Annotated in this window: 22 protein-coding genes and 1 pseudogene; 15 read left to right on the top strand and 8 right to left on the bottom strand. The window is 42.4% G+C overall.

Going from position 1 to position 26,911, the window contains the following annotated elements; translation table 11 throughout:
• Positions 1 to 47 precede the first annotated feature (47 nt).
• Together JEZ96_RS08215 and bcp are read left to right on the top strand one after the other, a co-directional pair.
• On the top strand, positions 48 to 599 hold the full coding sequence (locus JEZ96_RS08215) for a glycine cleavage system protein R (protein ID WP_011789613.1): 552 nt from the start codon (positions 48 to 50) through the stop codon (positions 597 to 599).
• A gap of 3 nt (positions 600 to 602) precedes the next feature.
• Entirely contained in the window at positions 603 to 1,070 is a 468-nt protein-coding gene (bcp, locus tag JEZ96_RS08210; protein ID WP_025008085.1) for a thioredoxin-dependent thiol peroxidase, read from the top strand.
• Between the two features lie 197 nt (positions 1,071 to 1,267).
• Here bcp and JEZ96_RS08205 read toward each other — a convergent pair whose 3' ends face one another.
• On the bottom strand, positions 1,268 to 1,909 hold the full coding sequence (locus JEZ96_RS08205) for a LysE/ArgO family amino acid transporter (RefSeq protein WP_011789615.1): 642 nt from the start codon (positions 1,907 to 1,909) through the stop codon (positions 1,268 to 1,270).
• A 114-nt stretch (positions 1,910 to 2,023) separates the two neighbouring features.
• Between JEZ96_RS08205 and JEZ96_RS08200 the strand changes: the two genes are divergently transcribed.
• On the top strand, positions 2,024 to 2,950 hold the full coding sequence (locus JEZ96_RS08200) for a LysR family transcriptional regulator ArgP (protein WP_014610396.1): 927 nt from the start codon (positions 2,024 to 2,026) through the stop codon (positions 2,948 to 2,950).
• Positions 2,951 to 3,028: 78 nt separating this feature from the next.
• Here JEZ96_RS08200 and JEZ96_RS08195 read toward each other — a convergent pair whose 3' ends face one another.
• The gene (locus tag JEZ96_RS08195) at positions 3,029 to 4,111 is read right to left on the bottom strand and encodes an AI-2E family transporter (RefSeq protein ID WP_011919163.1); all 1,083 of its coding nucleotides are present in this window, start codon (positions 4,109 to 4,111) and stop codon (positions 3,029 to 3,031) included.
• Positions 4,112 to 4,288: 177 nt separating this feature from the next.
• Positions 4,289 to 4,522 (bottom strand): annotated as a pseudogene (locus JEZ96_RS08190) (sulfurtransferase TusA family protein).
• 115 nt (positions 4,523 to 4,637) lie between these two features.
• Between JEZ96_RS08190 and bepA the strand changes: the two are divergent.
• From bepA to JEZ96_RS08170, 4 genes are all read left to right on the top strand, one after another.
• Entirely contained in the window at positions 4,638 to 6,107 is a 1,470-nt protein-coding gene (gene bepA, locus JEZ96_RS08185) for a beta-barrel assembly-enhancing protease (protein ID WP_041420542.1), read from the top strand.
• Between the two features lie 117 nt (positions 6,108 to 6,224).
• Positions 6,225 to 6,575, top strand: coding sequence for an arsenate reductase (glutaredoxin) (gene arsC / locus JEZ96_RS08180; RefSeq protein ID WP_011789620.1), 351 nt, complete (start codon positions 6,225 to 6,227; stop codon positions 6,573 to 6,575).
• Positions 6,576 to 6,620: 45 nt separating this feature from the next.
• Positions 6,621 to 7,001: a DUF2069 domain-containing protein gene (locus tag JEZ96_RS08175; protein WP_014610394.1), complete on the top strand. Its 381-nt coding sequence runs from the start codon at positions 6,621 to 6,623 to the stop codon at positions 6,999 to 7,001.
• Between the two features lie 226 nt (positions 7,002 to 7,227).
• Positions 7,228 to 9,177, top strand: a complete 1,950-nt coding sequence (locus JEZ96_RS08170; RefSeq protein ID WP_025008084.1) for a hypothetical protein — start codon at positions 7,228 to 7,230, stop codon at positions 9,175 to 9,177.
• Between the two features lie 82 nt (positions 9,178 to 9,259).
• Here JEZ96_RS08170 and hda read toward each other — a convergent pair whose 3' ends face one another.
• Positions 9,260 to 9,970: a DnaA inactivator Hda gene (gene hda, locus JEZ96_RS08165; RefSeq protein ID WP_011919157.1), complete on the bottom strand. Its 711-nt coding sequence runs from the start codon at positions 9,968 to 9,970 to the stop codon at positions 9,260 to 9,262.
• 89 nt (positions 9,971 to 10,059) lie between these two features.
• The gene (locus JEZ96_RS08160) at positions 10,060 to 11,151 is read right to left on the bottom strand and encodes a DUF2066 domain-containing protein (RefSeq protein WP_011919156.1); all 1,092 of its coding nucleotides are present in this window, start codon (positions 11,149 to 11,151) and stop codon (positions 10,060 to 10,062) included.
• A 205-nt stretch (positions 11,152 to 11,356) separates the two neighbouring features.
• Between JEZ96_RS08160 and JEZ96_RS08155 the strand changes: the two genes are divergently transcribed.
• The gene (locus JEZ96_RS08155) at positions 11,357 to 12,595 is read left to right on the top strand and encodes a uracil-xanthine permease family protein (protein ID WP_011919155.1); all 1,239 of its coding nucleotides are present in this window, start codon (positions 11,357 to 11,359) and stop codon (positions 12,593 to 12,595) included.
• 128 nt (positions 12,596 to 12,723) lie between these two features.
• Here the strand turns inward: JEZ96_RS08155 and JEZ96_RS08150 are convergent, their stop codons facing one another.
• Complete coding sequence (locus tag JEZ96_RS08150; protein ID WP_011789626.1) at positions 12,724 to 13,056, bottom strand: Grx4 family monothiol glutaredoxin; 333 nt, start codon at positions 13,054 to 13,056, stop codon at positions 12,724 to 12,726.
• 225 nt (positions 13,057 to 13,281) lie between these two features.
• On the opposite strand from JEZ96_RS08150, the gene sodB reads away from it, so the two are divergent.
• From sodB to JEZ96_RS08130, 4 genes are all read left to right on the top strand, one after another.
• Positions 13,282 to 13,866, top strand: coding sequence for a superoxide dismutase [Fe] (gene sodB, locus JEZ96_RS08145; RefSeq protein ID WP_011919154.1), 585 nt, complete (start codon positions 13,282 to 13,284; stop codon positions 13,864 to 13,866).
• A gap of 261 nt (positions 13,867 to 14,127) precedes the next feature.
• Positions 14,128 to 16,062 (top strand): PrkA family serine protein kinase, encoded by a 1,935-nt coding sequence (locus JEZ96_RS08140; protein WP_011789628.1) that lies wholly within the window; start codon positions 14,128 to 14,130, stop codon positions 16,060 to 16,062.
• Between the two features lie 66 nt (positions 16,063 to 16,128).
• Entirely contained in the window at positions 16,129 to 17,397 is a 1,269-nt protein-coding gene (locus JEZ96_RS08135) for a YeaH/YhbH family protein (RefSeq protein ID WP_014610392.1), read from the top strand.
• Between the two features lie 9 nt (positions 17,398 to 17,406).
• The gene (locus tag JEZ96_RS08130; RefSeq protein ID WP_061782896.1) at positions 17,407 to 18,924 is read left to right on the top strand and encodes a SpoVR family protein; all 1,518 of its coding nucleotides are present in this window, start codon (positions 17,407 to 17,409) and stop codon (positions 18,922 to 18,924) included.
• 86 nt (positions 18,925 to 19,010) lie between these two features.
• On the opposite strand, the gene fadR is transcribed toward JEZ96_RS08130, so the two are convergent.
• Positions 19,011 to 19,727, bottom strand: a complete 717-nt coding sequence (gene fadR / locus JEZ96_RS08125; protein WP_011919150.1) for a fatty acid metabolism transcriptional regulator FadR — start codon at positions 19,725 to 19,727, stop codon at positions 19,011 to 19,013.
• 313 nt (positions 19,728 to 20,040) lie between these two features.
• Here fadR and nhaB point away from each other — a divergent pair, with 313 nt between their 5' ends.
• From nhaB to JEZ96_RS08110, 3 genes are all read left to right on the top strand, one after another.
• Positions 20,041 to 21,627 carry a sodium/proton antiporter NhaB gene (gene nhaB, locus JEZ96_RS08120; protein ID WP_014610391.1) on the top strand — a complete coding sequence of 529 codons (1,587 nt, stop codon included), beginning with the start codon at positions 20,041 to 20,043 and terminating at the stop codon, positions 21,625 to 21,627.
• 98 nt (positions 21,628 to 21,725) lie between these two features.
• Positions 21,726 to 22,253 carry a disulfide bond formation protein DsbB gene (gene dsbB / locus JEZ96_RS08115; protein ID WP_014610390.1) on the top strand — a complete coding sequence of 176 codons (528 nt, stop codon included), beginning with the start codon at positions 21,726 to 21,728 and terminating at the stop codon, positions 22,251 to 22,253.
• Between the two features lie 166 nt (positions 22,254 to 22,419).
• The gene (locus tag JEZ96_RS08110; RefSeq protein ID WP_061782908.1) at positions 22,420 to 25,029 is read left to right on the top strand and encodes a PAS domain-containing protein; all 2,610 of its coding nucleotides are present in this window, start codon (positions 22,420 to 22,422) and stop codon (positions 25,027 to 25,029) included.
• Positions 25,030 to 25,130: 101 nt separating this feature from the next.
• On the opposite strand, the gene JEZ96_RS08105 is transcribed toward JEZ96_RS08110, so the two are convergent.
• Positions 25,131 to 26,843 (bottom strand): AMP-binding protein, encoded by a 1,713-nt coding sequence (locus JEZ96_RS08105; protein ID WP_025008081.1) that lies wholly within the window; start codon positions 26,841 to 26,843, stop codon positions 25,131 to 25,133.
• Positions 26,844 to 26,911 lie beyond the last annotated feature (68 nt).

Raw genomic sequence — 26,911 nt, 5'->3', positions numbered from 1 at the left:
TAACTCTGAGTTTTCGCTCTATGATATCGAAAAAGTGAGGAAAATTCATGACCAACTTCCTGGTCGTAACCGCAATGGGCTTAGACCGCCCTGGACTCGTAAGTAAACTAGCTCGCCTTGCCAGTGACTGTGACTGCGATATCGTCGACAGCCGTATGGCATTATTTGGTAACGAATTTACCTTAATCATGATGTTGTCAGGTTCGTGGGCATCCATAACGAAAATTGAAAGTATGCTCCCGAGTCTCAGTGTTGAGTTGGAACTGATGACAGTAATGAAGCGCACCTCTAAACATACGCCGCAAAATTACCTTTCGCGTCTTGAAGTGCGCTTTACGGGTAAAGATCAACGCGGCACCATGAAATGTATTACTCAGTTTCTTGCCGACCGCTCCCTAGACTTAGCGGCAGTCCGCTCCTTCTCTGAAGAACTCGAAAATGGCGAGCAAACTCAAACCATTTCATTAACCATCAATATTCCTGAAAAAGTTGAACTAGAAAAGCTCGAAAAGAGTATCTATCAACTCTCCGATGAGATGGCACTGGATTGCACCATTAGACGCATGGAAGGCACGACCTCAAGAAACGACAGAGGATAATAGATGAACACCTTAATCGCTGGCGCCAAAGCGCCACTTTTTACCTTACAAGATCAAAAAGATAATCCTGTTTCACTGCAGGAATGTTTAAAAAAAGGCCCTGTTTTAGTGTATTTTTACCCTAAGGCTTCAACCCCAGGCTGCACAGTTCAAGCCTGCGGTTTACGTGATAGCAAAGCTGAACTCGACAGTCACAAAGTAACCGTACTTGGAATCAGCCCAGATCCTGTGGCTAAATTAGCCAAGTTTGCTGAAAAACAATCACTTAACTTTATCTTGCTGAGCGATGAAGATCACAGTGTTGCCGATGCGTTTGGGGTATGGGGCGAGAAGAAATTTATGGGCAAAATCTATGATGGAATCCATAGAATAAGTTTTCTTATCAATCCCGATGGCACTATTGCCCATGTGTTTGATAAGTTTAAAACCAGCGATCACCATGATGTCGTATTAGCGCAAATATCCAACTAAATTTATGGCGCTGATCCAATTTTCAATGTTTCAACGACATTAAAACCTCATCTTGCAGCACAATTAAACAGCAATTAAGTGAAAAGGTCCTTAAATTAAGGACCTTTTTCATGAAAAATTTTCACCTTATTCAAATACAATCCAAGTCAAAACGGGAAAAACGAAGCCCGTTCGGGCACATGCCCACTTAATGCCAACTAAAATATCATGTGTAATGATGAAAAAACGGATAAATAAGGCCAAATAATTGCCGCAGCAATACTCCACATTGTTAACCAAATAAAGCGGTCTAGGTAACGCCATGCTGCGGGACGACTAAAAATAGGTGCAAGTAAACGCGCTCCAAAACTTAAGCTAAAAAACCAAATAAATGAGGCTAATACCGCGCCAGCACCAAACCAAGGCCGAGCAAAATCATCAAACTGTGTGCTAATGCTACCCAGTAAAACAACGGTATCTAAATATAAATGTGGGTTAAGAAAACTGATCCCGAGTGTCGTCAGAATGGCTTTTCTTAGGGTATCGGCATTCTCAGCTTTATCCATTTCCATCCCCTTATCGACAAAAGAGGCCTTTAATGCATTGGTGCCATACCAGAGTAAAAATGCCGCACCACCAAAACTTGCCACATGCTTAATTATCGGAAATGTCTCAATAATATGTCCAAGCCCAGCCACACCGGCGGTGATCATTAATGCATCAATAACAGAACAGAGTAACGCAATGGGTAAAGAATAAGTGCCTTTAATCCCCTGCTTTAGCACAAAAGCATTTTGTGCACCCACGGCAATAATCAAACTCCCACCAATTCCCATACCCTGTATAAATGCCGCTTGCATAACTACCTCTTATGTTTGAAGAAGGCGCAAGCATAGTCAAAACAACAAAATTAATATAACTAATGTTTTTTATGTATCATAAGTAAAATTAATAATGACTAGACTGGAATAATGATGTTGGAATACGCCAATCTTAAAGCACTTGCTGTCGTTGTCTCTGAAGGTGGCTTTGAGCGTGCCGCTAAAGTGCTGCATATCACGCAATCGGCTGTCTCACAACGCGTACGGCAGTTGGAGGAAAGAGTCGGTCAATCCCTACTGATTCGCTCAAATCCTGTCGTGGCAACACCGACAGGTAAACGCTTATTACGCCATTTTTCACAGGTACAACTATTGGAAAGTGAGTTAAGGGCTGAATTAGATGCCGATGATCCTAATCACCCCACAACGGTCCGCATCGCGGTAAATGCAGACAGTTTAGCAACCTGGTTCTTACCCGCGCTTTCTGGCATGTTTAGCCGCCGTGCTTGGCTCTTGGAATTAATTGTCGATGATGAATCTTACACCCACCATTTACTTAAAAACGGCGAAGCTGTGGGCTGCGTAACAACGACAGAGAGCCCTATGGCAGGTTGTAGCAGTGAATTTTTAGGCACGATGGAGTATCTCTGTGTGGCAACACCCGAATTTGCCGCCCGTTATTTTAGTAAAGGCAATACTGCAAATCTCCCCAATAATCCAATGATGCTCACCCCTGATCAACTCACTAAGGCCCCAGCGGTTGTCTTTTCCACTAAGGATAAACTCCATGAAAAGTACCTTGCTAAGTATTTTCAGATGACACCAGGACAATGGTGGCAGCACACCATTCCTTCATCGGAGAGCTTTTTAGAAGCCATTAACTTGAGTTTAGGCTATGGTCTTGTTGGACATTTACAAGCTAAGCCATTAATAGATAAAGGTGTATTGATTGAACTCACACCTAACTGTCGCATGCCAGTACCCTTGTTTTGGCAACATTGGAATATCAAAGCCAAACAAACGACCTTAGTGTATCGTGCTCTGGCGGCCACGGCGCAGCAACATTTACTGCAAACCTAATATTCGCCATGTAATAACAATAAAAAAACTGAGCACTTAGGCTCAGTTTTTATTGAACAAAGGTAAGTGTATCTGGCATTAATTGCTGGGCGCAGGTACGGGCTCTTGAATTTCCGTTTTAGGCCAAGCATTGATCACCGCTTTAACGAGTGAGGCTAACGGAATCGCAAAAAAGACGCCCCAAACGCCCCATAATCCACCAAAAACTAACACTGCTGCAATAATGATCACTGGGTGTAAATCCACCGCATCCGAGAATAAAATGGGGACAAGCAGATTACCATCAAGGGCTTGGATAATACCGTAACCTAGCATTAAATAACCAAATTCGGAGGTAAATCCCCATTGGAAAAATGCTACTAAGGTAATAGGTAATGTCACCAGCGTTGCACCAACATACGGAATGAGTACAGATAAACCCGTTAATACGCCAAGCAGTGCTGAGTAACGCAACCCCATAAATGCAAAAAATATGTAACTCGCAACACCTACAATCACAATTTCAATCACTTTGCCGCGAATGTAGTTAAAGATCTGTTGATTCATCTCAAACCATACTTGACGCGCTAATTGACGATTTGCAGGGAAAAACCGCTTACTGCCACGAATAAGTTGGTCTTTATCCTTTAAAAAGAAAAACACTAATAAGGGCACTAAAATTGCGTACACCATAAGGACCAATAAAGAGGCGGAATAACCAATAATCTGCTTTGCAATATCAAGCACATGCTGGGTATCGAGCATCTTCTTCAACTCGGCAACCATCACATTGAGCTGTTCAGGATTGATAAACTGTGGATATTGGTTTATCAAGGCCTGCAAGGTTTGTAAGCCTTTGTCTATCATGTTTGGCAAATCAGCCATTAAGCTCACACCTTGACGCCAGACACTGGGAATCAGTCCGAAGGTTAAGAGCATAACCACCCCCAAAAAGAGCACCAACACTAGTGACGCGCCCATAGTACGGTTGATGCCTAATTTGAGCATTTGTGCAACAGGCCACTCCAGCAAAAATGCGAGTACCAATGCCACGAGCAAAGGCGCCAGCAATCCCCCTGCAAAGTAAATTAGCAATGCAAGACCGATTAATATCGCCATGAGGGTCACAGCCTGAGGATCACTAAAGCGTTCCTGATACCAGCGGGTGAAAACAGTAAGCATGGATTTATTCCAATAGTCGTGGTGAGATTAAATATTCTGAAAAGTGTTTAGCCTATGCTAAGACTATTTCAAATGCGAACTAAGACTATCTCAAATGCAAAATAGTGTCATGCAATTGAAAATCAAGAACTCCATTAGGCTGTTTTTGGGCCAGATTGAAACATAAATCCACCACCATTATCCCTGAGATAAATCAACTTTCATTATGATTAATGCTAACTGTGCTGCATCATCACGCAGCACTTCGACCCTATGCCCCTGTTTTTTTAAATACACGGGAACATCTCACCTTGAACCTGAGTCAGAGAGTAAAATATGCAAGGTTTCGCCAGCATCCATAGACTTCAAGGCAAGTTTGACTTTGACCAAAGGAATTGGGCAGCGAAATGGCGTTAAATCAATAAAAATCATAATGAACTTGCTATGAACGAACTTGGGCTATTATCCTAAGTTGCAATCCAAACTACAAGCTAAGTGCAGTATCTCTGCCTTTAGTTGAGATAATGACAAGAAATAAAGGATCCACTTGCGTAACTTGATGTTTTTAACTCGATGTAAACCCTTTGTCGCTGGTGCACTTTCATTGATGTTGCTAACTAGTGCGGCAAAAAGTTTTGCAAACAATGATTTACCTGACTTGGGTACGGCTGCAGTGAATACCTTCAGCCTCGAAAAAGAAATGATTTACGGTGATGCCTATATGCGTGTCATTCGTTCATCGGCACCAATGCTTAATGATCCTGTATTAAGTCAATATCTTACCGAGCTTGGCAACAAATTAGTGGCCCACGCCACTGGGGTAAAAACCCCCTTTTACTTCTTCCTGTTGCAAAATGATGAAATTAACGCTTTTGCTTTCTTTGGTGGACACGTTGCAGTCCATACAGGGCTTTTCCTTAATGCCGATAACGAAAGTGAACTGGCATCCGTATTAGGCCATGAAATTACCCATGTCACTCAACGCCACCTTGCTCGTTCACTCGAAGCACAGCAAAAAAGTGGCCCAGCCACAGTTGCGGGATTACTGGGTGCCATTCTCCTAACTATCGCCGTTCCACAGGCGGGTATGGCCGCCCTTGCAACCACCCAGGCAATGGCAACGCAATCCAAAATTAACTACACCCGATTGCATGAAAAAGAAGCGGACCGTATTGGTATGCAAATTTTGGTGGATGCAGGCTTTGACCCTAATGCCTCTGCGGATTTTTTTGGTAAATTAGCAAGCCGTTATCGCTTCACCACAAAGCCACCACAAATGTTATTAACTCACCCTTTACCTGAATCAAGGATCACTGAAGCCCGTAACCGTGCTGAGCAATATCCCAAACGCTATGTGCCCGATAATCTTAACTTTCAACTTGCCAAAGCGCGTATTCAGGTACGTTTTTCAAGTTACAGTGACGATGCAGTGCTAAGCCTGTTTGAAACTCAATTGAATAAACAAACTTATCGTTTTAAAGAAGCGGCTCTCTATGGCAAAGCCTTAGCACTTTTTAGGCTGAAGAAGTTTGATGAAGCGGAAAAGATCATCGATGACTTATTAAAAATTGATGATAACAATTTGTTTTATATCGACACTAAGTCCGACTTATTCACAGAAAAGAAAGATTACGATAAGGCCATAGCAATGCTTGAAGCTCAGCGAAAAATGAAACCGACTTCTCAGGTAATTAATATTAACCTTGCCCATATTTATATCGAAGCTGATCAAGCAGCAAAAGCTGTACCCATATTAGAAGATATTATTTTCCTTGATAAACAAAACCAATTACCTTACCAGTTGCTGAATATGGCCTATAAAAAGATTGGCAATCAGGCACTGGAATATGTTTCCAATGCCGAGTTAATGGCCTTAGGTGCAAATTACAAAGGGGCAATCGATCAACTGAACTTTGCCTATCGCGCGTCGGAAGGTAATCAACTGCAACTCGCACGGATTGAAGCCCGTATTCGCCAATTTAAACAAGCAGATAAAGAACTGGATTCACTAAAATAGTGGAAAAACATCCCCTTTAACCTTGCCAAAAGTGCCCCGAACAACCTGACGGGGCACCTATTTCTCTGTTATTATCCGCGCCATGATTATTTCAGCCTTTATAGAGCCTCTAATACGATGACCCAAGCGACGATTTACCATAATCCCCGTTGTTCTAAAAGCCGTGAGACCCTCGCGCTACTTGAGCAACAAGGCTGTGATATTCATGTGATTGAATATTTAAAAAATATGCCAACAGCGGCAGAAATAAGCCAAATTTTAGCCAAACTCGGGATCAGTGCCCGTGAGTTAATGCGCACCAAAGAAAATGAATACCAAACATTAGGGCTTAGTGATCCATCGCTTAGCGAAGCACAGTTAATTGAAGCTATGGTCAACAACCCTAAACTCCTTGAGCGCCCAATAGTGCTTGCAAATGGATACGCGGTAATAGGTCGTCCACCAGAAAATGTGCTTACTATTCTGTAATAGATGCCCCTGATCCGATCGCGATTTTCAATCTTAGGTAATGCCATGACATCAAATACCCTTCTTATTCTTAGCCGCTTTGGCTATCTTGCACTGGTGCTGCTCCTTGGCGGTTGGTTTATCGGTCAAAGCGTTAATGGCGAATATACTTTATTATTCAGCTTATTATGGCTAATACCTTTGTTATTACCTATCAGAGGTGTCATAAAAGGCAATCCCTATACCTATGCTTGGGCAAGTTTTATTTTATGCCTATATATGCTGCATGGACTGACCCTACTGTATGTCACCACTGATGCCTTTGCATTTGCATTAATTGAAGTCTTGTTAATTGGTGTATTACTGATCACCTTTCCTTTCTATGCACGGCTTCGTGGCCGAGAATTGGGTTTAGGTTTGAAGAAAAAATCTGCTAAAAACCAATAGCTCCAGCCCACGTGACCTAATTCAACTTACAATGTTAATTATTAAGGCGCGGCATAATCTGGGTCGCGCCCTTATCCCCAACCTCACCTTTTTTAACATCGACTATACTTTTCATCGCTTTTTGCAACTTAATAGCCGTGCTATAGTCTTTGAGCCTAGAATGTACAATCTACAAATAAGCGAAAAATCTAATCGTTAAAGTGAGTTAGCATTGGAGCATAGGATTATGGGGATATCAGATTCGATTCGTTTGTATGGAATAATCGCCTGTATTATTGCACTCAGTGCATGTGGCGGTGGTGATGGTGACAGCAGTAGCGGTGATATTACGCCACCCACGACGAATCTACCACGCTGTACGACCCTACCAGCCCCTTTAATCACAACCACCTCATCCTCTATTCGTTTTCAAACAGAAGCGCAATATATTGCGGGCCAATCGAGTGTCATTATCGCCAATATTGAAAACCGTGATAGCCAAAATCTTCAGTTTCGCTGGCAACAAATAGAGGGGCCAAGTATTCCATTAGTCAGTCAAAATAGTCCCGTATTAGCCTTTGATATTCCCTTAGCGGGTAGCTACCGCTTCAGCCTGAATGTCACTGGCAATAATGTAGATGTGACAGGAGAGATAGGGATTAATGCTGAACCAGCCTCCCAAGCATTACTCAATGTTAGGCAAGATCATCAAGTGGTTAAAGGCAATAATGTGAGTTTAAGGCTTGAACAACAAGGGGGATTAACTGCAGCAAATATTTCTTGGTGTATTGGGTCAGGGCCAGATTTAGCCGTCGATCTATCCAATCCCTTTAGGCCACTCTTTACTGCACCGAATGTGACTCAGGATACATTAATTAAGCTCGTCGCTAATGCAAATATCAATGGCATTCAACTAAGTGACGATGCCTTTATTTTGACAACCGCCGCGCCAAACATCAGTTCTTCTTATTTTAAAACCCCGATTGCCCGAACCCATGCCTATAATCCAACCTCACCCTATACAAAGGTGCTCACACAATGCGTTTACTCGAATCAACTCAATACACCCTGCACCATTAACCAACTTCCTCTGATAGGCCAAATCTCAGAGGAAGTGAATATTGATAGGATCCTTGATCGGGTCTTAGTGTCACACGATTGGATGGGTGATAACTTTGCGCGCTTCTTACGGGAAATGGATCCAACTAACGATTTTGCACGGCTATTGCAATCGGTCACGGCGATAGTGATAAGTTACGACATTCGCCCCTCTTTCTACTGGGTAGCAACAGGCGCAATTTATCTTGATCCTGATGCTCTGTGGCTAACACCAGCCCAGCGAGATACCATTAATGAAGTGCCTGATTACCGCAGTAATTATGGTAATGATTTGAATTTTATCATGCCATGGCGTTATGTTAAAAATAACCAATACGCTTCTATTGGTATCCCTATTACCACCCGAGCCAATCGAACTCTTGCACAAATCAATGCTGATTTTGCTTCCTTACTTTACCATGAGCTTGCCCACGCAAATGATTTCTTCCCACGCAGCGTTCACGCCTCACTGACAGGCCCAAGATTATTGGACGACTATTACCGTCGAGATGCAAATAAGAGCTTAATATCAGATCAAGTTAGTCGACTTTATCCATTAAATAGTCTCGAAATGGCTGGCCTTGCTAAGGTGAGTTTTGCAGGAGAAAGAGCCAATCCAACGCAAAAAGCCTACCAACCTTCTGATGTTAGCACTTTCTTCTCAAATGATACTGCTAGTGATTTTTACGCTTATTCCAGTACGAGAGAAGATACAGCAATGCTGTTTGAAGAGGCGATGATGAGCTATCGTTATCAAATATTGCGAGATGTTGCCGTCGCCAATAAACCAGCAGAATTAACGGCAGATACGCTTATTGTGGATTGGGGGCAAAGGGGGAGAATTGGTGAAAGCAGCCTAGACGATCGAGCGGCATTAGTCATAAATGAGATATTACCCGAGCTTGATGGAAGAAACTTAATAGCTAGCCTGCCCGAACCTATTGCAATGCCACAAGGCCAGAGTTGGCGCCAAACCTTAGCAATATCGCCAACGAACATCTTGTTAAAAGGTCAAAATAATGCCCCAAGTAACAATCCCCCGCTCGATGAACCTGAGATCCGCTTAAGTGGCGACAGACATCGTCATCCATTGCATTAGTATACTGAAATGCTGATAACAAAAAGCCCGTATGTACCTGCTACGGGCTTTTATATTTTTAAAAATAAATACTTAAATGTATTTAAAGATGCAGCATCTCTTTGGCAAAAGGGATCGTTAGCTTACGTTGATGTACCAACGAGGCTTTATCTAGCTTATCTAAAACATCAAATAAGGTACGTAAGTCCCGTGCCATTCTGTTCAATAGAAAGCGTCCAACGTCCTCTGGTAATTGTAACCCTCGCATAGCAGCTCGGCGCTGTAATGCCGCCAGCTTCTCATCATCAGCCATGGGTTGTAACTGGTAATTTAAGCCCCACTGCATACGAGAGACCAGATCTGGTAATAAAAAACCTGCCTCCGCGGGAGATGAGCTACCACTGACCACTAAAGCACAATTTTTATGCTCTGCAACACGGTTATAGAGGTCAAAAATCGCCTCTTCCCATAAGGGGTGTCCGGCAATGGCATCAACATCATCGATACAAACTAAATCTAGCTGTTCTAATCCTTCGAGTAGCGCAGTTGAAATACTGGCATGAATGCCCAGTGGAATATAAAAACTACGACGGTCAAGTTCATTAGCATGGGCACAGGCAGCATGCATTAAATGGGTTCGACCAGATTTAACTGGCCCCCATAAATAAATTGCGGCTTCACCATTACCCTCGGCATTGGCTCTGAGCTTTTGAATAAGTTCATCATTACCCGCTGCAGGGTAATAACTATTAAAGGTTTCATCATCTGGTAAATACACAGGTAATGAGAGTTGCAGAGGTGAGTTCAAGGGCACTCGGACGTCTCAATATCAATACAAATTAGCTAAATACAATATAAAACGGGCATCATATGATCACAATTCCCGTTTTACCGACTAATGGCTTAAGGTAGTCGCCATTGGTAAACAGGTTTGCTCGACTCATGTTGCATAGGGCTAAATTCACCTGACATTGCTGGCGTAACCACCGAAATACGAGGCTCAAGGCTCAATAGACGCTCAAGATCGGTTTCTGAGCCAAACAAATCTAATGAAAATGTGGCTTTATTGCCTTGAATTCGAGTCAATGTGGCATTTTTAATCGCACTAAGTTGCTTTAAATATTTTTCAATTTCAACCAACTGTGCCATTTTCTCTATATTAACAAAAGTCACGCTTGCGCCAACTCGCGTTCCCGTATCAGCAATCGCATACTTAGAAAAATAATAATCTCCCAGTGCAGCCATCATTGCTGTTATCGCCTGAGATGTATTTTCCGCTGTACCATTAAAGCTAAAAAGCGGTGGTGTTAAAGAATCAATTGTCGCTTTAGTGTAGAGATTTAAACGGTAACGAGCTTGATTACCTACAGCATCAATTGCCACTAAAGCTAAAAAGTCCGCTTGATAACGACCTGAAACGGTCGCCACTATATCGGCAAACATCCCTTTAACATCGTTAGGGTTAATCCCCATAAGCTCATCTAAATCTAGGATAGGCAATAATACGGGAATACCGCGCGCATCAGAGAAAGTAGTAAAGACTTGGCGTTCTGGTAATGGGGAAGAATCGCTTAATAAAATCGTATCGCCTTCTGCTGGCATCGCAACCCAAAATAATGTTAAAGGTCGCTGCGTGCCCCATACAGGTAACTGTGCTTGGCGCAGCAATGCCACCACTCGCCGATGCTCAAAGTTAGCTCTTAACAGCAATTGGCCATTCTGTTCAACATAACCATATTGACTCAGCAACCCATCGGGATTGGCAAGTTGTGATTGGATAACACTATTCTCAAGTGAACGTGCGGTTCCAGTATTTTTCAGTATCACTTGCTCCAATGCCGTGCGTAATGCTTTATTTCGTTCAGGCACGGCACGAGAGGATACAGGCACATCGGCCTCATCTAATTTACTCACTTCAACAGCATAAAGGCCATTAACCGTGAATAAGCAGTATAAAAACGCAATTAAGCTCGGCTTCAATAGAAATTTCAGCATCTTTGAGTAGTTAAGGTAACGTCAGATAGGGCAAATTGTACCATAGTTAGCGCCTTAAGCGAGTCTTGGCAAAATTTAGCCTTAACCATTGGCTGGGAAATGCTAAACAGTGATCCACCCCCATAAAAGTGAACATTTTATTCTGTCTGAATTTCAACAAACTGATATCATCTGGCGGTTTACCCTAAATTAACGAGAATAATAAATGAGACGACTCACCATCCCCCTACAGGGTGCACAAATGCTATTTGTAGCTTTTGGTGCCTTAGTATTGATGCCACTACTGACCGGGCTCGACACCAGTGTCGCCCTATTCACTGCGGGTATCGGTACGCTACTGTTCCAATTGATTACTAAACGTCAAGTGCCTATCTTCCTTGCTTCCTCCTTCGCTTTTATTGCCCCCATTCTTTATGGTGTGCAAACTTGGGGGATACCATCCACCATGGGTGGGATCATGGCAGCAGGTGTCGTTTATGTACTGCTCGGTGCACTTGTCAAAGTACGTGGTACCGACTTTATCCATAAGCTATTACCGCCAGTGGTGGTTGGTCCTGTAATCATTATTATCGGTCTTGGATTAGCCCCCGTTGCCGTTAATATGGCATTAGGTAAGAGTGGCGATGGTAGCTTGACGTTAGTTGCCACCAATACTGCGTTATTTATTTCGCTTGCATCGCTTTGTACTACTATCGCAGTGGCAATTTTTGCGAAAGGATTACTGAAGGTGATGCCAATTTTAGCTGGTATTGTCGTAGGTTACGGCTTAAGTCTTGCCTTTGGTATTGTTGATTTTGCCGTAGTGACCGCTGCAAGTTGGATTGCCATTCCTAAATTTGTCGCGCCAGAATTTAACTGGCATGCCATCGCCTTTATGATCCCCGTCGCCATTGCACCTGCGGTTGAACATATTGGTGATATTTTGGCCATTTCAAATGTCACTGGTAAAGATTTTATGAAAAAACCAGGCCTTCATCGCACACTGACTGGCGATGGCGTAGCAACTATCGCTGCTGCAGCCTTTGGTGGCCCACCTAATACTACCTATTCAGAAGTCACAGGCGCAGTCACATTAACTCGTAACTTTGATCCTAAAATCATGACTTGGACCGCGATTACTGCGATTACCTTAGCTTTCGTTGGTAAGTTAGGTGCTCTCATGCAGACTATTCCAGTTCCTGTTATGGGCGGCATTATGTGTTTACTCTTTGGGTCTATCGCTGCGGTGGGTCTCAATACCTTGATCCGCAATCATGTGGATTTATCAGAGGCGCGCAATTTGAGTATTGTTGGCGTAACACTCGTATTTGGTATTGGAGGGATGGCATTTGGTATTGGCTCATTCAGTTTAACTGGCATCAGTTTGTGTGGCATTGTGGCCATCACAATGAACTTACTCTTACCCGTAACGAAGCACCCGAAACCGGATGTAGCATCCCATTAGACACCACTAGAGTCGCAAATAGCTAGAGTCGCTGTAGCCTTAGACTCATCCTTGATGTGACTGAATTTAAGAAATAAAAAAGCCGCTGTGGATCTCATCCACAGCGGCTTTTAAATACGTGTTAACGCTTATTCTGCCGTTTTGTACTTTTCAGCAGTTGCTTTTATTAATGGTTGTAGTTCGCCCTTTTGGAACATGTCCACCACGATATCACAGCCACCAATCAACTCGCCTTCAATCCACAGTTGTGGAAACGTCGGCCAGTTTGCATACTTAGGTAACTCTGCACGAATATCAGGGTGCTGAAGAATATCCACGAATGCAAACTGCTCGCCACAGTTAATCATAATCTGTGCTACCTGAGATGAAAAACCACAGCTCGGTAACTTAGGTGAACCTTTCATATAAACAATGATAGGGTTTTCGGCGATCTGCTGCTTAATTTTCTCTACTGTTTCCATTTTAATTCCTAAGTACGATGACATTGACTCAATGGCGCTATTGTACGACAGCTAAGTTCAGAACAAAATCCCACAGTTTGTAAGGTTATGTCGACATTTGATTTTTCGATGATGCCTATCTAATCAATTAGCGAAACAATGATTCACATCACAAATTTTATCGGTACAATAGTGCCTAGTGAGCACGTTTAAGAAACGATAACCTAAGACCATGGAGAGATACTAATGGCTTTCGAATTACCCGCATTACCATATGCAAAGAACGCACTAGAACCACACATTTCTCAAGAAACCATTGAATACCACTACGGCAAGCATCACAACACTTATGTTGTTAAGCTAAACGGCTTAATCGAAGGAACTGATTTCGCAGACAAATCTTTAGAAGAAATCATCAAAACTTCTACTGGTGGTGTATTTAACAACGCAGCTCAAGTGTGGAACCACACTTTCTACTGGAACTGTTTAGCACCTAACGCTGGCGGCGAGCCAACAGGTCCTGTGGCAGATGCCATCAATGCAGCCTTCGGTTCATTTGAAGCATTTAAAGCCCAATTTACCGATTCTGCTGTGAATAACTTCGGTAGCGCTTGGACTTGGTTAGTGAAAAAAGCCGATGGTACTGTGGCTATCGTTAACACGAGCAACGCCGCAACACCACTGACTGACAGCACAGTCACGCCAATTCTGACCGTTGACGTATGGGAACACGCCTACTACATCGATTATCGTAACGTGCGTCCAGACTATTTAGCCCACTTCTGGCAATTAGTGAACTGGGACTTCGTGAACCAAAACTACGCGGGTTAATTGATTTAACCCCTGTCAGCGAATTCCAGTAAAAAGAGCCTTTTGAGGCTCTTTTTTATGCCTTTATTACCGCCATCCCTACACCTAATAAGTCATATCCCCCTCACCGCTACAAGTGCAACAATTGCGTTTGCAACTATTTGTTATTGTTTTATTTGATATTTTTTGACATTGATAGTGAATTTGTGTCTAAGATTAGTGTAGGAGATTAGTTAGTCTGTTCTCCGTTCCATAACATCACTGGCGTTTCAGGGGGTTTATATGGGCATTTTCGAGCATTACCAAAAGCGCTATGAACAAAAACTCGATGAAGAATACACTTTGCAGGAGTTTCTTGAGATCTGTAAGGAAGATCGCAGCGCTTACATGTCAGCATCAGAGCGGCTACTGCTCGCCATTGGTGAAGCTGAAGTTATTGATACAGCTAAAAATCCAACACTTAGCCGCATTTTTTCTAATCGTCTAATTTCACGTTATCCCGCTTTTAAAGATTTCTTCGGCATGGAAGATGCCATTGAGCAGATCGTGGCTTATCTTAAGCACTCAGCCCAAGGCTTAGAAGAATCCAAACAAATTTTATATCTACTCGGCCCTGTGGGTGGTGGTAAATCATCACTTGCAGAAAAGCTCAAATCCTTAATGCAAAAAGTGCCCATTTATATATTAAGTGCCAATGGGGTGCGTAGTCCTGTAAATGATCATCCCTTCTGCCTGTTCGATCCCGATGAAGATGGACAGTTATTGAAGGATGAATTTAATATTCCCACCCGTTATTTAAAAACCATCATGTCACCTTGGGCTGTCAAGCGGCTGCACGAATTTGGTGGCGATATTTCTAAATTCCGTGTGGTAAAAGTCTATCCATCAATTTTAGACCAAATCGCTATCGCTAAAACGGAACCTGGGGATGAAAACAACCAAGATATTTCATCTTTAGTGGGTAAAGTCGATATTCGCCAACTTGAACATTTCTCCCAAGATGACGCCGATGCCTATGCTTATTCAGGTGCATTGTGCCGTGCAAACCAAGGGATGATGGAATTTGTCGAGATGTTTAAGGCGCCCATTAAAGTGCTACACCCTCTGCTGACCGCAACCCAAGAAGGTAACTATAACGGTACAGAAGGCTTATCGGCCCTGCCCTATAGTGGCATTATTCTGGCGCACTCTAATGAGTCAGAATGGTCAACCTTTAAAAACAATAAGAATAATGAGGCCTTCCTCGACCGAGTGTATATCGTCAAAGTGCCTTATTGCTTACGGGTTTCAGAAGAACTACAAATCTACCAAAAATTACTGCTCCACTCTGAGTTATCAAAAGCGCCCTGCGCTCCAGGTACGCTTGAAACACTCGCGCAATTTAGTGTGTTATCTCGCATTAAAGCGCCAGAAAACTCATCCATCTACTCTAAAATGCGGGTTTATAATGGCGAAAGTCTGAAAGATACCGATCCTAAGGCTAAGTCGTACCAAGAATACCGCGATTATGCAGGTGTTGATGAGGGGATGAATGGTTTATCAACACGATTTGCTTTTAAAATCCTGTCGCGGGTATTTAACTTTGACCACTCGGAAATCGCCGCCAATCCGGTACATTTGTTCTATGTACTCGAGCGCCAAATAGAACAAGAACAGTTCCCAAATGACACGGCTGAGCGTTATCTCGAGTTTCTAAAAGGCTACCTAATCCCTAAATATGTCGAATTTATTGGTAAAGAAATCCAAACCGCTTATTTAGAGTCTTATTCTGAGTACGGTCAAAATATCTTCGACCGCTATGTCACCTATGCCGACTTTTGGATCCAAGATCAGGAATACCGCGATCCAGAAACAGGCCAACTGTTCGACCGCGCCGCCCTTAATGCAGAGCTTGAAAAAATCGAGAAACCCGCGGGGATCAGTAATCCTAAGGATTTCCGTAATGAAATCGTCAACTTTGTCCTGCGTGCCCGTGCCAACCATGAGGGCAACAATCCCCTCTGGACCAGCTACGAGAAACTTCGCACTGTGATCGAGAAGAAAATGTTCTCCAACACAGAAGATTTACTCCCCGTAATTTCCTTTAATGCCAAAACCTCGAACGACGATCAACGTAAACACGATGATTTTGTCAATCGTATGATGGAGAAAGGCTATACCAAGAAACAAGTCCGACTCTTGTCTGAGTGGTATTTACGGGTACGTAAATCTTCTTAAACTTGCGCTAACTAAGTAAAGGGCTTTGGTGTTGCCAAAGCCTTCGCTGGGTTTTGGGAGGTGCGTATGGCGAACTTTATCGATAGACGGTTGAATGCGAAAGGAAAAAGCACAGTCAACCGCCAACGCTTTATCAATAGATATAAGCAGCAAATTAAAAAAGCCGTCAGTGATGCCGTCACGCGTCGCAGTGTAACGGATGTAGATAAAGGCGAAAAAATCAGTATCCCAACGCGGGATATTAGCGAACCCATGTTTCACCAAGGCAAAGGCGGTGTCAGGGACAGAGTGCATCCTGGTAATGACCAATTTACCCGTGGCGATAAAATTGACCGACCACCCGGTGGTGCAGGTGGCGGCTCAGGGAAAGGTGATGCTTCCGATTCTGGTGAGGGCAACGATGACTTTGTATTTGAAATATCTAAAGATGAATACTTAGAATTGCTTTTTGAAGATCTAGAACTGCCTAACCTACAAAAAAACCGCCTTAATAAATTGGTGGAATATCAGGTTTATCGCGCCGGATTTACCAACGATGGCGTCCCCGCCAATATTAATATTGTCCGCTCCCTACGTTCATCACTGGCACGCCGTATTGCAATGTCGGCCAGTAAAAAGAAGCAATTAGCGGAATTAGAACAAGAGTTGGCAGAACTTGAGAATATCCCAGGAACTCAGGCAGAGCGGCTCCTCGATTTAAAGGCTCAAATAGAGGTACTTAAACAAAAAATTGCCAAAGTCCCATTTATCGATACCTTCGACTTACGTTTTAACAACTTTAGTAAACGAGAAATCCCATCAAGCCAAGCCGTCATGTTCTGTTTGATGGATGTGTCTGGTTCTATGGATCAGGCAACTAAAGATATGGCAAAACGCTTCTATATCTTGTTATATCTGTTCCTTACTCGCACCTATAAAAACTTAGAAGTGGTTTACATTCGTCACCATACTCAAGCCAAAGAAGTCGATGAACACGAATTCTTCTACTCCCAAGAAACAGGCGGAACGATTGTTTCAAGTGCTTTAAAACTGATGCATGAAATACAGCAGGCACGTTATCCCGCCGATGAATGGAACATATATGCGGCCCAAGCCTCAGACGGCGATAACTGGGCGGATGATTCTCCCACCTGTCGGCAGTTATTAGAGCAAAAAATTCTGCCGTTAGTACGCTACTTTAGTTATATCGAAATCACCAATCGCGCCCATCAAACACTGTGGCGAGAATATGAATCCCTAGAACAACACTACGACAACATAGCTGTGCAGCATATACGTCAAGCCGAAGATATTTACCCTGTATTTAGAGAATTATTTAAGAAACAGGCGGTTTAAGGGGGCAGTATGGGGAAAACGATATCAAGAACACGATTGAGCGATGGTCCAGATTGGAGCTTTGAGCTTCTACAGGATTATCTCAAAGAAATCGAAAGGGTGGCGGCAATTTACAAGCTAAACACCTATCCAAATCAAATTGAAGTCATCACCGCCGAACAAATGATGGATGCCTACGCAGGAATAGGTATGCCGATTGGTTATACCCATTGGTCATTTGGCAAACGCTTTATTGAGACAGAACAAGGGTACAAACGCGGGCAAATGGGGCTAGCCTATGAAATTGTGATTAACTCTAACCCTTGTATTGCCTATTTAATGGAAGAAAATACCATTACGATGCAAGCATTAGTGATGGCTCACGCGTGTTTCGGACATAACAGCTTCTTTAAAAATAATTATTTATTTAAAACTTGGACAGATGCCAGCTCAATTATCGATTATTTGGTTTTTGCCAAAAACTATATTAGCGACTGCGAGCAAAAACATGGAGCCGAACAAGTTGAAAGCATTATTGACTCCTGCCACGCCTTAATGAATTACGGTGTAGACCGTTATAAACGTCCATCGGAAATCTCTTTTCGAGAGGAACAAGCAAGACAAAAAGAGCGTGAGGCCTACCTTCAAAGCCAAGTGAATGATTTATGGCGTACTATCCCAACTCAGCAACAGGATTTATCCCAAACCAAAAAACGACACTTCCCCTCCGAACCGCAGGAAAACATTCTCTATTTTATCGAAAAAAATGCCCCTCTACTTGAGCCATGGCAAAGGGAAATCATTCGCATCGTTCGTAAAATGGCGCAATATTTTTATCCACAAAAACAAACTCAAGTAATGAATGAAGGCTGGGCAACCTTCTGGCACTACACGATTTTAAATCACTTATACGATGATGGTGTCGTGACCGACCGTTTTATGATGGAGTTTTTACAAAGCCATACAGGTGTTGTTGCGCAGCCTGAGTATAACAGCCGCTATTACAGCGGTATTAACCCCTATGCTCTAGGTTTTGCCATGTTCACCGATATCAGGCGAATTTGTGAAGCACCGACCGATGAAGATAAAGTATGGTTTCCTGATATCGCAGGCAGTAATTGGCTTGAGACGTTACATTTTGCCATGCAGCATTTTAAGGATGAGAGTTTTATTAGCCAATATCTTTCCCCAAAAGTCATTCGCCAATTTAAATTATTTGGCATTCATGATGATGAAAAACGCAGTTATCTTTCTGTATCAGCAATTCACGATGAACAAGGTTACCGTGATATTCGTCAATTACTTTCACAGCAATATAACTTGTCAAACATAGAACCTAATATCCAAGTACACCATGTTGAAATAAATGGCGATAGATCATTAACCCTAAGATATGTTCCAAGCAACGACATTCCGCTTGCCAATAGCTATCACGAAGTGTTGAAGCATCTACATCGACTCTGGGGATTTAATGTTACCCTTGAGCAACAAAGTGCCGATGCCAGCATTAATGTGTTAGCAACTTGTCCAAACAATACGACATCCTAATCATGCCGCAAATAATAAAGCCGTCTTCAAATAAAGACGGCTTTTAACTTTGTGTTACAAAATAGCGCTCTCGCCTATCTTGATCGTTAATTGTCTTGGGCAATGGACGCTGGCATATCATCCCGAAGCTGTAACCACATTTTGCCACTATTTATACCGTAGGTACGCATTAGTGCTGGGACATCCGTATAATTTTTTGCTTTCGCGAGCACTTCTAACTCTTTATAGAAGTTTAATGCCAATAATCGCGCTTCAGCGCTGCTAAAGTAATAACGACCAACTCGGCTATATAATCCTTTAAAGCCATTTAAAATCAAAACGTAAAGAGGATTTCCTGATGAAAACGCTAACGTGTGATGCAATAAATAGTCATACTCAGCAAAAGATTCTGCGGTATTTTCTAGTTGGTGAATTTTAGCTAACACGTCGACCGCTGTTTCTGGATTATAACGCAAAGCACCACGGAAATAGATCGCGCTGACATTCGTTCTTGCAGATAGCAGTTGGTCAACTAATACGGGAAAACCTTCAGGATTAAGATCGGCAATCGTCTCAAGAATATTAAGCCCCGACGTTTCCCAAAAATTATTGACTCGTGTTGGTTTTCCATGTTGAATTTTCAACCAGCCATCACGGGCTAAGCGTTGAAGCACTTCACGTAGAGTGGTGCGGGTGACACCGATCAACTCGGAAAGCTCACGTTCAGCCGGTAAAATGGACCCTGGTGGAAATTTATTTTCCCAAATAGATCTCACTATATATTTCTCTGCAAAACTTGCAGGTCCCTTGGCATTGATAATCATCAGCCCACTTATCCAGTTGTTGTGCATCGTAATGGGCACTGATCATACCAGAGCGGCAAAAAATGAAAACCATTGACTGAGGCCCGACGCTTTTGGACGGTATAAATATCACATAAGTGCTCAAAAAATAGACCACAATCAACACCTATTGCGATAAATTTGCAGATTAGCTCCGCTTTTTTAAATCTTGGTTCCGGTATGACATTACATTAGCATTCTCTTTCAGCTAGACTGTTTTCCCAAACACGAGTAAACACAAATCACACGTGCCAATTTTTCAACCTTTTTCAACATAATTAGAAGAGAGGATGCTATGCCGTTGACAATGAGTCAGGCGTTTATTGGAAACTTCCTAGGGAATTCTCCTAAGTGGTACAAAATCGCGATACTGTCTTTTTTAATCATTAATCCAATACTCTTTTTCTATGTCAGTCCTTTTGTGGCTGGTTGGGTATTAGTACTTGAGTTTATTTTTACCTTGGCCATGGCATTAAAATGCTATCCATTACAACCCGGTGGTTTACTGGCCATTGAGGCTGTGGCTATCGGTATGACTTCTGCAAACCAAGTGCTGCATGAAATAGAAGCAAACCTTGAAGTGTTATTACTACTGGTCTTTATGGTTGCTGGTATTTATTTCATGAAGCAATTGCTGTTGTTTGCTTTTACCAAGATTATTACCAAAGTACGCTCCAAAATTTTAGTCTCATTAATGTTCTGTCTAACCTCTGCATTTCTATCTGCGTTTTTAGATGCCTTAACCGTTATTGCGGTTATCATTGCCGTTGCAGTGGGTTTTTACGCGATTTACCACAAGGTGGCATCCGGTAAAGATTTCTCTGCTGTACATGACCATACCTCAGAAAGTAATAATCAATTAAATAACAGTGAGCTCGAGTCATTCCGAGGATTTCTACGTAATTTATTAATGCATGCAGGTGTTGGTACCGCCTTAGGTGGCGTGTGTACAATGGTTGGTGAACCACAAAACTTAATTATCGCCGCCCAAGCTAACTGGCAGTTTGGTGAATTCGTTGTTCGCATGTCTCCTGTGACAGTACCAGTACTGATCGCAGGTATTCTGACTTGCCTACTCGTGGAGAAATTCCGTATTTTTGGTTATGGTGCCAAACTCCCTGATGCAGTTCATAAAATTCTTTGTGATTATGCTGCCCATGAAGATGCACACCGTACCAATAAAGATAAGATGAAGCTTGTCATTCAAGTATTAGTAGGTGTGTGGTTAATTGCAGGCTTAGCGTTGCATTTAGCTTCTGTTGGTTTAGTGGGTTTATCGGTGATTATTTTAACCACAGCTTTCAACGGTATCACCGATGAGCATGCTCTGGGTAAAGCCTTTGAAGAAGCACTTCCATTCACTGCACTATTGGCAGTATTTTTTGCTGTAGTTGCCGTCATTATTGATCAACATTTATTTGCGCCAGTCATCCAATGGGCATTGAGTTATGAAGGAAATACCCAATTAGTTATTTTCTATATTGCTAACGGTTTACTTTCAATGGTGAGCGATAACGTGTTTGTGGGTACGGTTTATATCAACGAAGTCAAAGCAGCCTTGATTGATGGTCAAATTACCCGTGATCAATTCGATCTACTCGCTGTTGCAATTAACACTGGTACTAACCTACCTTCTGTAGCGACACCCAATGGACAAGCCGCGTTCTTGTTCTTACTCACCTCAGCATTAGCGCCACTGATTCGGTTGTCTTATGGCAGAATGGTGTGGATGGCTCTACCCTATACAATCGTACTGTCAGTTGTAGGTGTATTAGCTATTGAGACTGGCTTCTTAGAGCAAGCAACGCAATACTTCTATGACTCGCATATGATTATTCATCACAGTGCTAAAGACGTTATCGCCCCCCTGACAAGTCACTAACTCAGGTCTAAGCATTGACTGAACTTTATTAAATCAGTAGAGTCGAAAAAAACGCCCCAATGATTGAGGGGCGTTTTTCGTTGATATGGAGCTCACATTTGACAGCACTTACTCGCTTTGCCCATTCTCGCAGTTCTTGGTTCCTTCTCACGGGCACCGCTATTGGCTTAGAAGCCGCTGCACTGTATTTTCAGTATGTGATGAAACTCGATCCCTGTGTCATGTGTATCTATCAAAGATTAGCTGTATTTGGCATTTTGGTCGCAGGTTTGATAGGAATGACAGCCCCTAAGTATCGTCTGATACGAATATTAGGAGCGAGCTGTTGGGCCGTGAGTGCCACTTGGGGATTGAAATTAGCTTTAGCGCTAGTGAATATGCAAAATAACCCTTCCCCTTTTGCTACTTGCTCATTTTTACCCGAATTTCCAACTTGGATGCCATTACACGAATGGTTTCCTGCGGTAATGTTACCAACAGGCATGTGTACCGATTTACCATGGCGTTTTATGGATGTCACCATGGCAGAATGGATGGTTGTCGTCTTTAGCACTTTCCTCGTGATTTGGTTACTGTTTATCGTGCCAATTCTAAGTGGCTCCACTAAACCTTCTCTTTATAAATAACGGTTTCCGTTGGCAGGCAAATTTGCCTGCCTTCCAATAAAATTTTCTTCTTAAATCAACCATTATTACCTTCTTTATCCCACTGATTTTGATATAGACCAATAGCAAAAGACTAAAAAGACGCTAAACTGGCTCAATGAAAAGTGGTATTCGGAACTCTGTGATGATGGAAAAAAAGTCAATATCTGAGCCACAGACCCCATTGACCCAATGGCAAAATAGCTTGCCGTTTAAATTTAGTCTTGTCCAACTTATCATCGCGAGTATTTTGATTTTTAGCACAGCTTGGGTCATGTTACGCATTCAAAATCAGCAAATAACAGAACAGCAGGCAGTACTAAATCAGAATCATGGACAGATTGTTATTGCAAAATTGCAGGAAATGACCTCTCAAGTCGAAAATCTTGTCAATGCAATTGCCAGTATCGCTAAGTTATATCGCTATGACCATGAGCAACTCAGTAAGACTATCCCCACTTTGCTTGCGCTTGAAAATCAAAAGGATGTGATATCCGGCGGCGGTATTTGGCCCGAACCGAGTGCCTTTAATCAACAAAAGTTTCGCAATAGTCTCTTTTGGTCGCGTAATATTCACGATGAGCTCATTAAGATAGATACCTATAATGATGACGCGTTCCCAAGTTACCACACAGAAGCATGGTATCGCCCCACACGTTATTTCCCCTCAGGAAAAACCTTTTGGTCTAAATCTTATATCGACCCAAGCACACAGGAACCAATGATTACAGCCTCGGCTGCTGTCTGGATGGACCATCAATTTATAGGCGCAGCAACGGCCGATATCAGTTTAGAAAAACTCAATACGCTACTGCGTAATGCAATGACGGATATCAGTGGTTATGTGATAGTGCTTGATTATCACAATCAGGTATTAGCTTATCCGCGTGGGAAAAATCATGCCGCGATCTTGGACCAAGCAGCAAACTCGTTGCTGACATTTAATGATCTGACAAAACAGCATCCAAACCTTGATCCACTTGCATTAGCCCTAAATACGGCTGACAGTGCCTTTGTGACTAAAGCTATTGCTGAACGTGTGTTTACCCAAGAACAAATGGATAATCTCACCCGTTTAACAGCAGACAATGAACGCAAAATGCTCACCGCAATTGTCAATAATAATGCTCGCAATCATTTCACAACCCCTCAACAGCTTGCATCGGTTCCCTTAGCGACAGATCCAATACTCAACACCCCAGCATTAGCATCTATCTTTTTAATGCCCAATACCTACTGGAAGATATTGGTCGTGACACCCATTGCTCCGCTGCAGGATACAGCCAAACATTTAGTTGAAAAAATAGGAATATATTTAGTTTTAATTCAACTCATTGGGTTAATTATCTTGTTTATATTGCAACATAGGTTAATTATTACCCCAATCATGAAAATGGTTGAAGCATTAAAACGTGACGATCCTACCGCCATCGAATTTAAGGCTAAACAACGTCACGATGAAATAGGCTTACTGGCAAAAACATTACTCTCACGCACTCAACAACTCGATGTCGCCATGGCAAGCCTTGATGCAAGCAATCTCGCCCTAGAACAGCAATTGAAAACTCAACAACTATTTCAACAAGAATTAAATCACCATAAAGAACAATTAAGATCCCTACTTAAATTTTCTAAACACCTCATTTATATTAAAGATTTAAGTGGTAAATACACGTTAGTTAACGATAAATATTGCGAAGTACTTGGGATTGAACGCAGACGAATTATCGGTGTATCTGACTTTGAATTGTTTCAAAGTCAATTAGCACAGACATTTCAAAAAAATGATCAGCGAGTCACCCAAAACCAAGATGCCATTCATTTTGAAGAATCAATTCCGACGCCTCACGGATATCAAGTCTATCAAATGACAAAATTTGATATCAGGGATGATGAAGATAATTCTATTGCCGTTGGTGCTATCGGTTTCAATATGGATCTCAAAAAACGCCAAGAACAAGAGCAAGAAAAACGATTCCAGAACCAAGCTGCTCACCTACAAAAGCAACAGAGTAAAATGCAGATAGTCAACGATGAGAATAATGCTCTGAAACAACAGCTTGCAGAGTTTAACAAAGCGTTCGAGATGCAATTCCAAATCAACCTAAGCAAAGCACAAAGCCAAAAGCTAATGCAAAATTTCCTTGCTGAAGTCATCACGCAAATAATGCAAGAACAAGATCGCTTACTTGCACAAATCTGTCAGACACAAGCCAATGGGGGTGATGAATCTCAAATTGCCATTACTGACATGATGACAGTCCAAGCCAAAAGGCTTAGGCACATAGCACAACTTTTTAACGCGCATCAAAATGATGTCAGGCCATTACATTTAGCGCTGTTTATGCGCCAATTACTGGATTTATTACAAGTACAGTTCATTCGCGCTAATGTCACTGTGTGCTTAACATGTGATGAAAACCTAATTATCGATGGCAACTCATGGCAATATCTGCAACTCTTCTATCGGCTACTCAACAACACACTCAATCATGCCTTTAAAAACCATCATCAAATACGGGAAATCACCATTCATCTTCAAAGAAATGCTAATGAACTCCAAGTGGAACTCACTGATAATGGAATAGGTATGACAGACCAACAACTTTCACAGTTACAGCAAAATATGGCACAAAATCTCTGCCTAGGGACACTCACTTGCTTAAATTTATGGATGAAAAACGACCTAAAAGGACAACTCACCATACAAAGTGAGCTTAATAAAGGGACTAAAATTCTCTGCCGTTGGCCATGTTAGGACTAAACCTATATTCAAGCCGCATATGCGGCTTGATCGAATGGAATGAATGGTAGACGTGACCTATAGATATAAAAAAATGGTCAAATCTACATTGCCCATTACTGATTGATATCTTGGTATAACTCTTGATACATCAACTCACGCATTTTAAATTTTTGGATTTTACCCGTCACCGTCATGGGATACTGTTCCACAAACTTGATGTAACGCGGCACCTTAAAATAGGCGAACTTCTCGGTCAAAAAATGACGAATATCGGCCTCTGTAATGATCGATCCTGAACGCACTTTGATCCAGGCACACACTTCCTCGCCATATTTATCGCTTTGCACCCCGAATACCGCCGCATCCTGCACATCTTTATGGGTGTAGAGTTTCTCTTCAATCTCACGGGGATAAATATTCTCGCCACCGCGGATGATCATATCTTTAATGCGCCCCACAATTTGCACATAACCTTGCTCATCCATTTGGCCAATATCGCCCGAATGTAGCCAGCCGGCGCTGTCTATAGTCGCAGCCGTTTTTTCTGGGTCATTCCAATAACACTGCATAATGCAATAACCACGACTACAGACTTCACCGGGTTGATTAATTGGCAGCACTTCGCCAAATTCATCGATGATTTTGACTTCGGTATGGGGTAAAGCACGGCCAACGGTGAGCACCCGTTTCTCTATTGGAGAATCAATTTCGGTAATATGATTGAGCGGACTACACTCCGTCTGCCCATAACCAATCAGTACTTCTTTCATATACATCAGATTTTGTACTCGGCGCATCACTTCTTCTGGACAAGTTGCCCCTGCCATCACGCCGGTACGTAATGAACTCAAATCAAAACGCGTAAACTCTGGATGTTCAAGCTCAGCAATAAACATAGTTGGTACACCATGTAATGCGGTGCAACGCTCTTGCTCAATCACTTGCAATGTCGTCAGTGGATCAAAGGATTCTCCGGGGAACACTGCAGCTGCGCCTTTGGCTAAGCAGACTAAACTACCGAGTACCATGCCAAAACAATGGTACAAGGGAACTGGAATACAGAGTTTATCGTGGCAGGTAAACTCCATTGCCTCGGCCACTAAATAGCCATTATTCAATATGTTATGATGAGATAGGGTCGCACCTTTCGGACTACCCGTAGTGCCAGAGGTAAACTGGATATTAATCGCATCGTACGGGCTTAATTCCTTAGCAATACTCTCGAGCATCACCTTATCATCGTCAGTAATATCGATAAGTAAGTCATCAAAGTTCAACATCCCGGTAGACTTCTCTTTGCCCATACGGATCACAAATTCAAGTTCAGGTACAGCTTTAGCCTGTAATTTACCCGCAGGACAAGAGGTTAGCTCAGGCGCTAATTCATATAGCATCTCAAGATAATTACTGGATTTAAACTTATCAGCACAAATTACAGCGCGGCAACCCACGTTACTCAGCGCGTATTGCAACTCTTCAGGACGATAGGCAGGATTAATACACACCATGATGGCGCCAATTTTAGCGGTTGCAAATTGTGTTAAACACCACTCGATATTGTTTGGCGACCAAATCCCTACCCTATCACCGGGCTTAATTCCGAGTGTTAATAGTCCTGTGGCGAGCGCATCGATTTTGGCAAGATATTGGCGGTAATTCCAGCGGATATTCTGATGTTGTACAACAATGGCGAGTTGGTCTGGATAAGTTGCCACTATATCATCAAGATATTGGCCTATGGTTTTTTCAATGAGTTTCGGTGAGGAACCACCACGAAACTCACTATATTGTAATGGGGTTATTGCTTGACGTGTTGAAACAGACATTTAGGCCTCCGTGCATTTATTGTTATGGTTAGCAAGCTTAAAACTAACCAATCCACGGATCAGGTCAC

It is taken from the genome of Shewanella putrefaciens (assembly GCF_016406325.1).
GTDB classification, from domain to species: Bacteria; Pseudomonadota; Gammaproteobacteria; order Enterobacterales; family Shewanellaceae; genus Shewanella; species Shewanella putrefaciens.
The sequence above is the reverse complement of the archived record's forward strand: the minus strand, read 5'-3'. Positions and strand labels throughout refer to the sequence as shown.

Coding starts and splice junctions, on each gene's coding strand:
- fadR (WP_011919150.1), bottom strand. CDS start 19,727: ATGATTATCAATGCCAAGGGACCTGCAAGTTTTGCAGAGAAATATATA.
- JEZ96_RS08155 (WP_011919155.1), top strand. CDS start 11,357: ATGAGACGACTCACCATCCCCCTACAGGGTGCACAAATGCTATTTGTA.
- JEZ96_RS08175 (WP_014610394.1), top strand. CDS start 6,621: ATGACATCAAATACCCTTCTTATTCTTAGCCGCTTTGGCTATCTTGCA.
- JEZ96_RS08205 (WP_011789615.1), bottom strand. CDS start 1,909: ATGCAAGCGGCATTTATACAGGGTATGGGAATTGGTGGGAGTTTGATT.
- bcp (WP_025008085.1), top strand. CDS start 603: ATGAACACCTTAATCGCTGGCGCCAAAGCGCCACTTTTTACCTTACAA.
- arsC (WP_011789620.1), top strand. CDS start 6,225: ATGACCCAAGCGACGATTTACCATAATCCCCGTTGTTCTAAAAGCCGT.
- JEZ96_RS08215 (WP_011789613.1), top strand. CDS start 48: ATGACCAACTTCCTGGTCGTAACCGCAATGGGCTTAGACCGCCCTGGA.
- JEZ96_RS08135 (WP_014610392.1), top strand. CDS start 16,129: ATGGCGAACTTTATCGATAGACGGTTGAATGCGAAAGGAAAAAGCACA.
- nhaB (WP_014610391.1), top strand. CDS start 20,041: ATGCCGTTGACAATGAGTCAGGCGTTTATTGGAAACTTCCTAGGGAAT.
- JEZ96_RS08105 (WP_025008081.1), bottom strand. CDS start 26,843: ATGTCTGTTTCAACACGTCAAGCAATAACCCCATTACAATATAGTGAG.
- JEZ96_RS08170 (WP_025008084.1), top strand. CDS start 7,228: ATGGGGATATCAGATTCGATTCGTTTGTATGGAATAATCGCCTGTATT.
- JEZ96_RS08200 (WP_014610396.1), top strand. CDS start 2,024: ATGTTGGAATACGCCAATCTTAAAGCACTTGCTGTCGTTGTCTCTGAA.
- JEZ96_RS08140 (WP_011789628.1), top strand. CDS start 14,128: ATGGGCATTTTCGAGCATTACCAAAAGCGCTATGAACAAAAACTCGAT.
- sodB (WP_011919154.1), top strand. CDS start 13,282: ATGGCTTTCGAATTACCCGCATTACCATATGCAAAGAACGCACTAGAA.
- JEZ96_RS08150 (WP_011789626.1), bottom strand. CDS start 13,056: ATGGAAACAGTAGAGAAAATTAAGCAGCAGATCGCCGAAAACCCTATC.
- JEZ96_RS08130 (WP_061782896.1), top strand. CDS start 17,407: ATGGGGAAAACGATATCAAGAACACGATTGAGCGATGGTCCAGATTGG.
- JEZ96_RS08160 (WP_011919156.1), bottom strand. CDS start 11,151: ATGCTGAAATTTCTATTGAAGCCGAGCTTAATTGCGTTTTTATACTGC.
- JEZ96_RS08195 (WP_011919163.1), bottom strand. CDS start 4,111: ATGCTTACTGTTTTCACCCGCTGGTATCAGGAACGCTTTAGTGATCCT.
- JEZ96_RS08110 (WP_061782908.1), top strand. CDS start 22,420: ATGGAAAAAAAGTCAATATCTGAGCCACAGACCCCATTGACCCAATGG.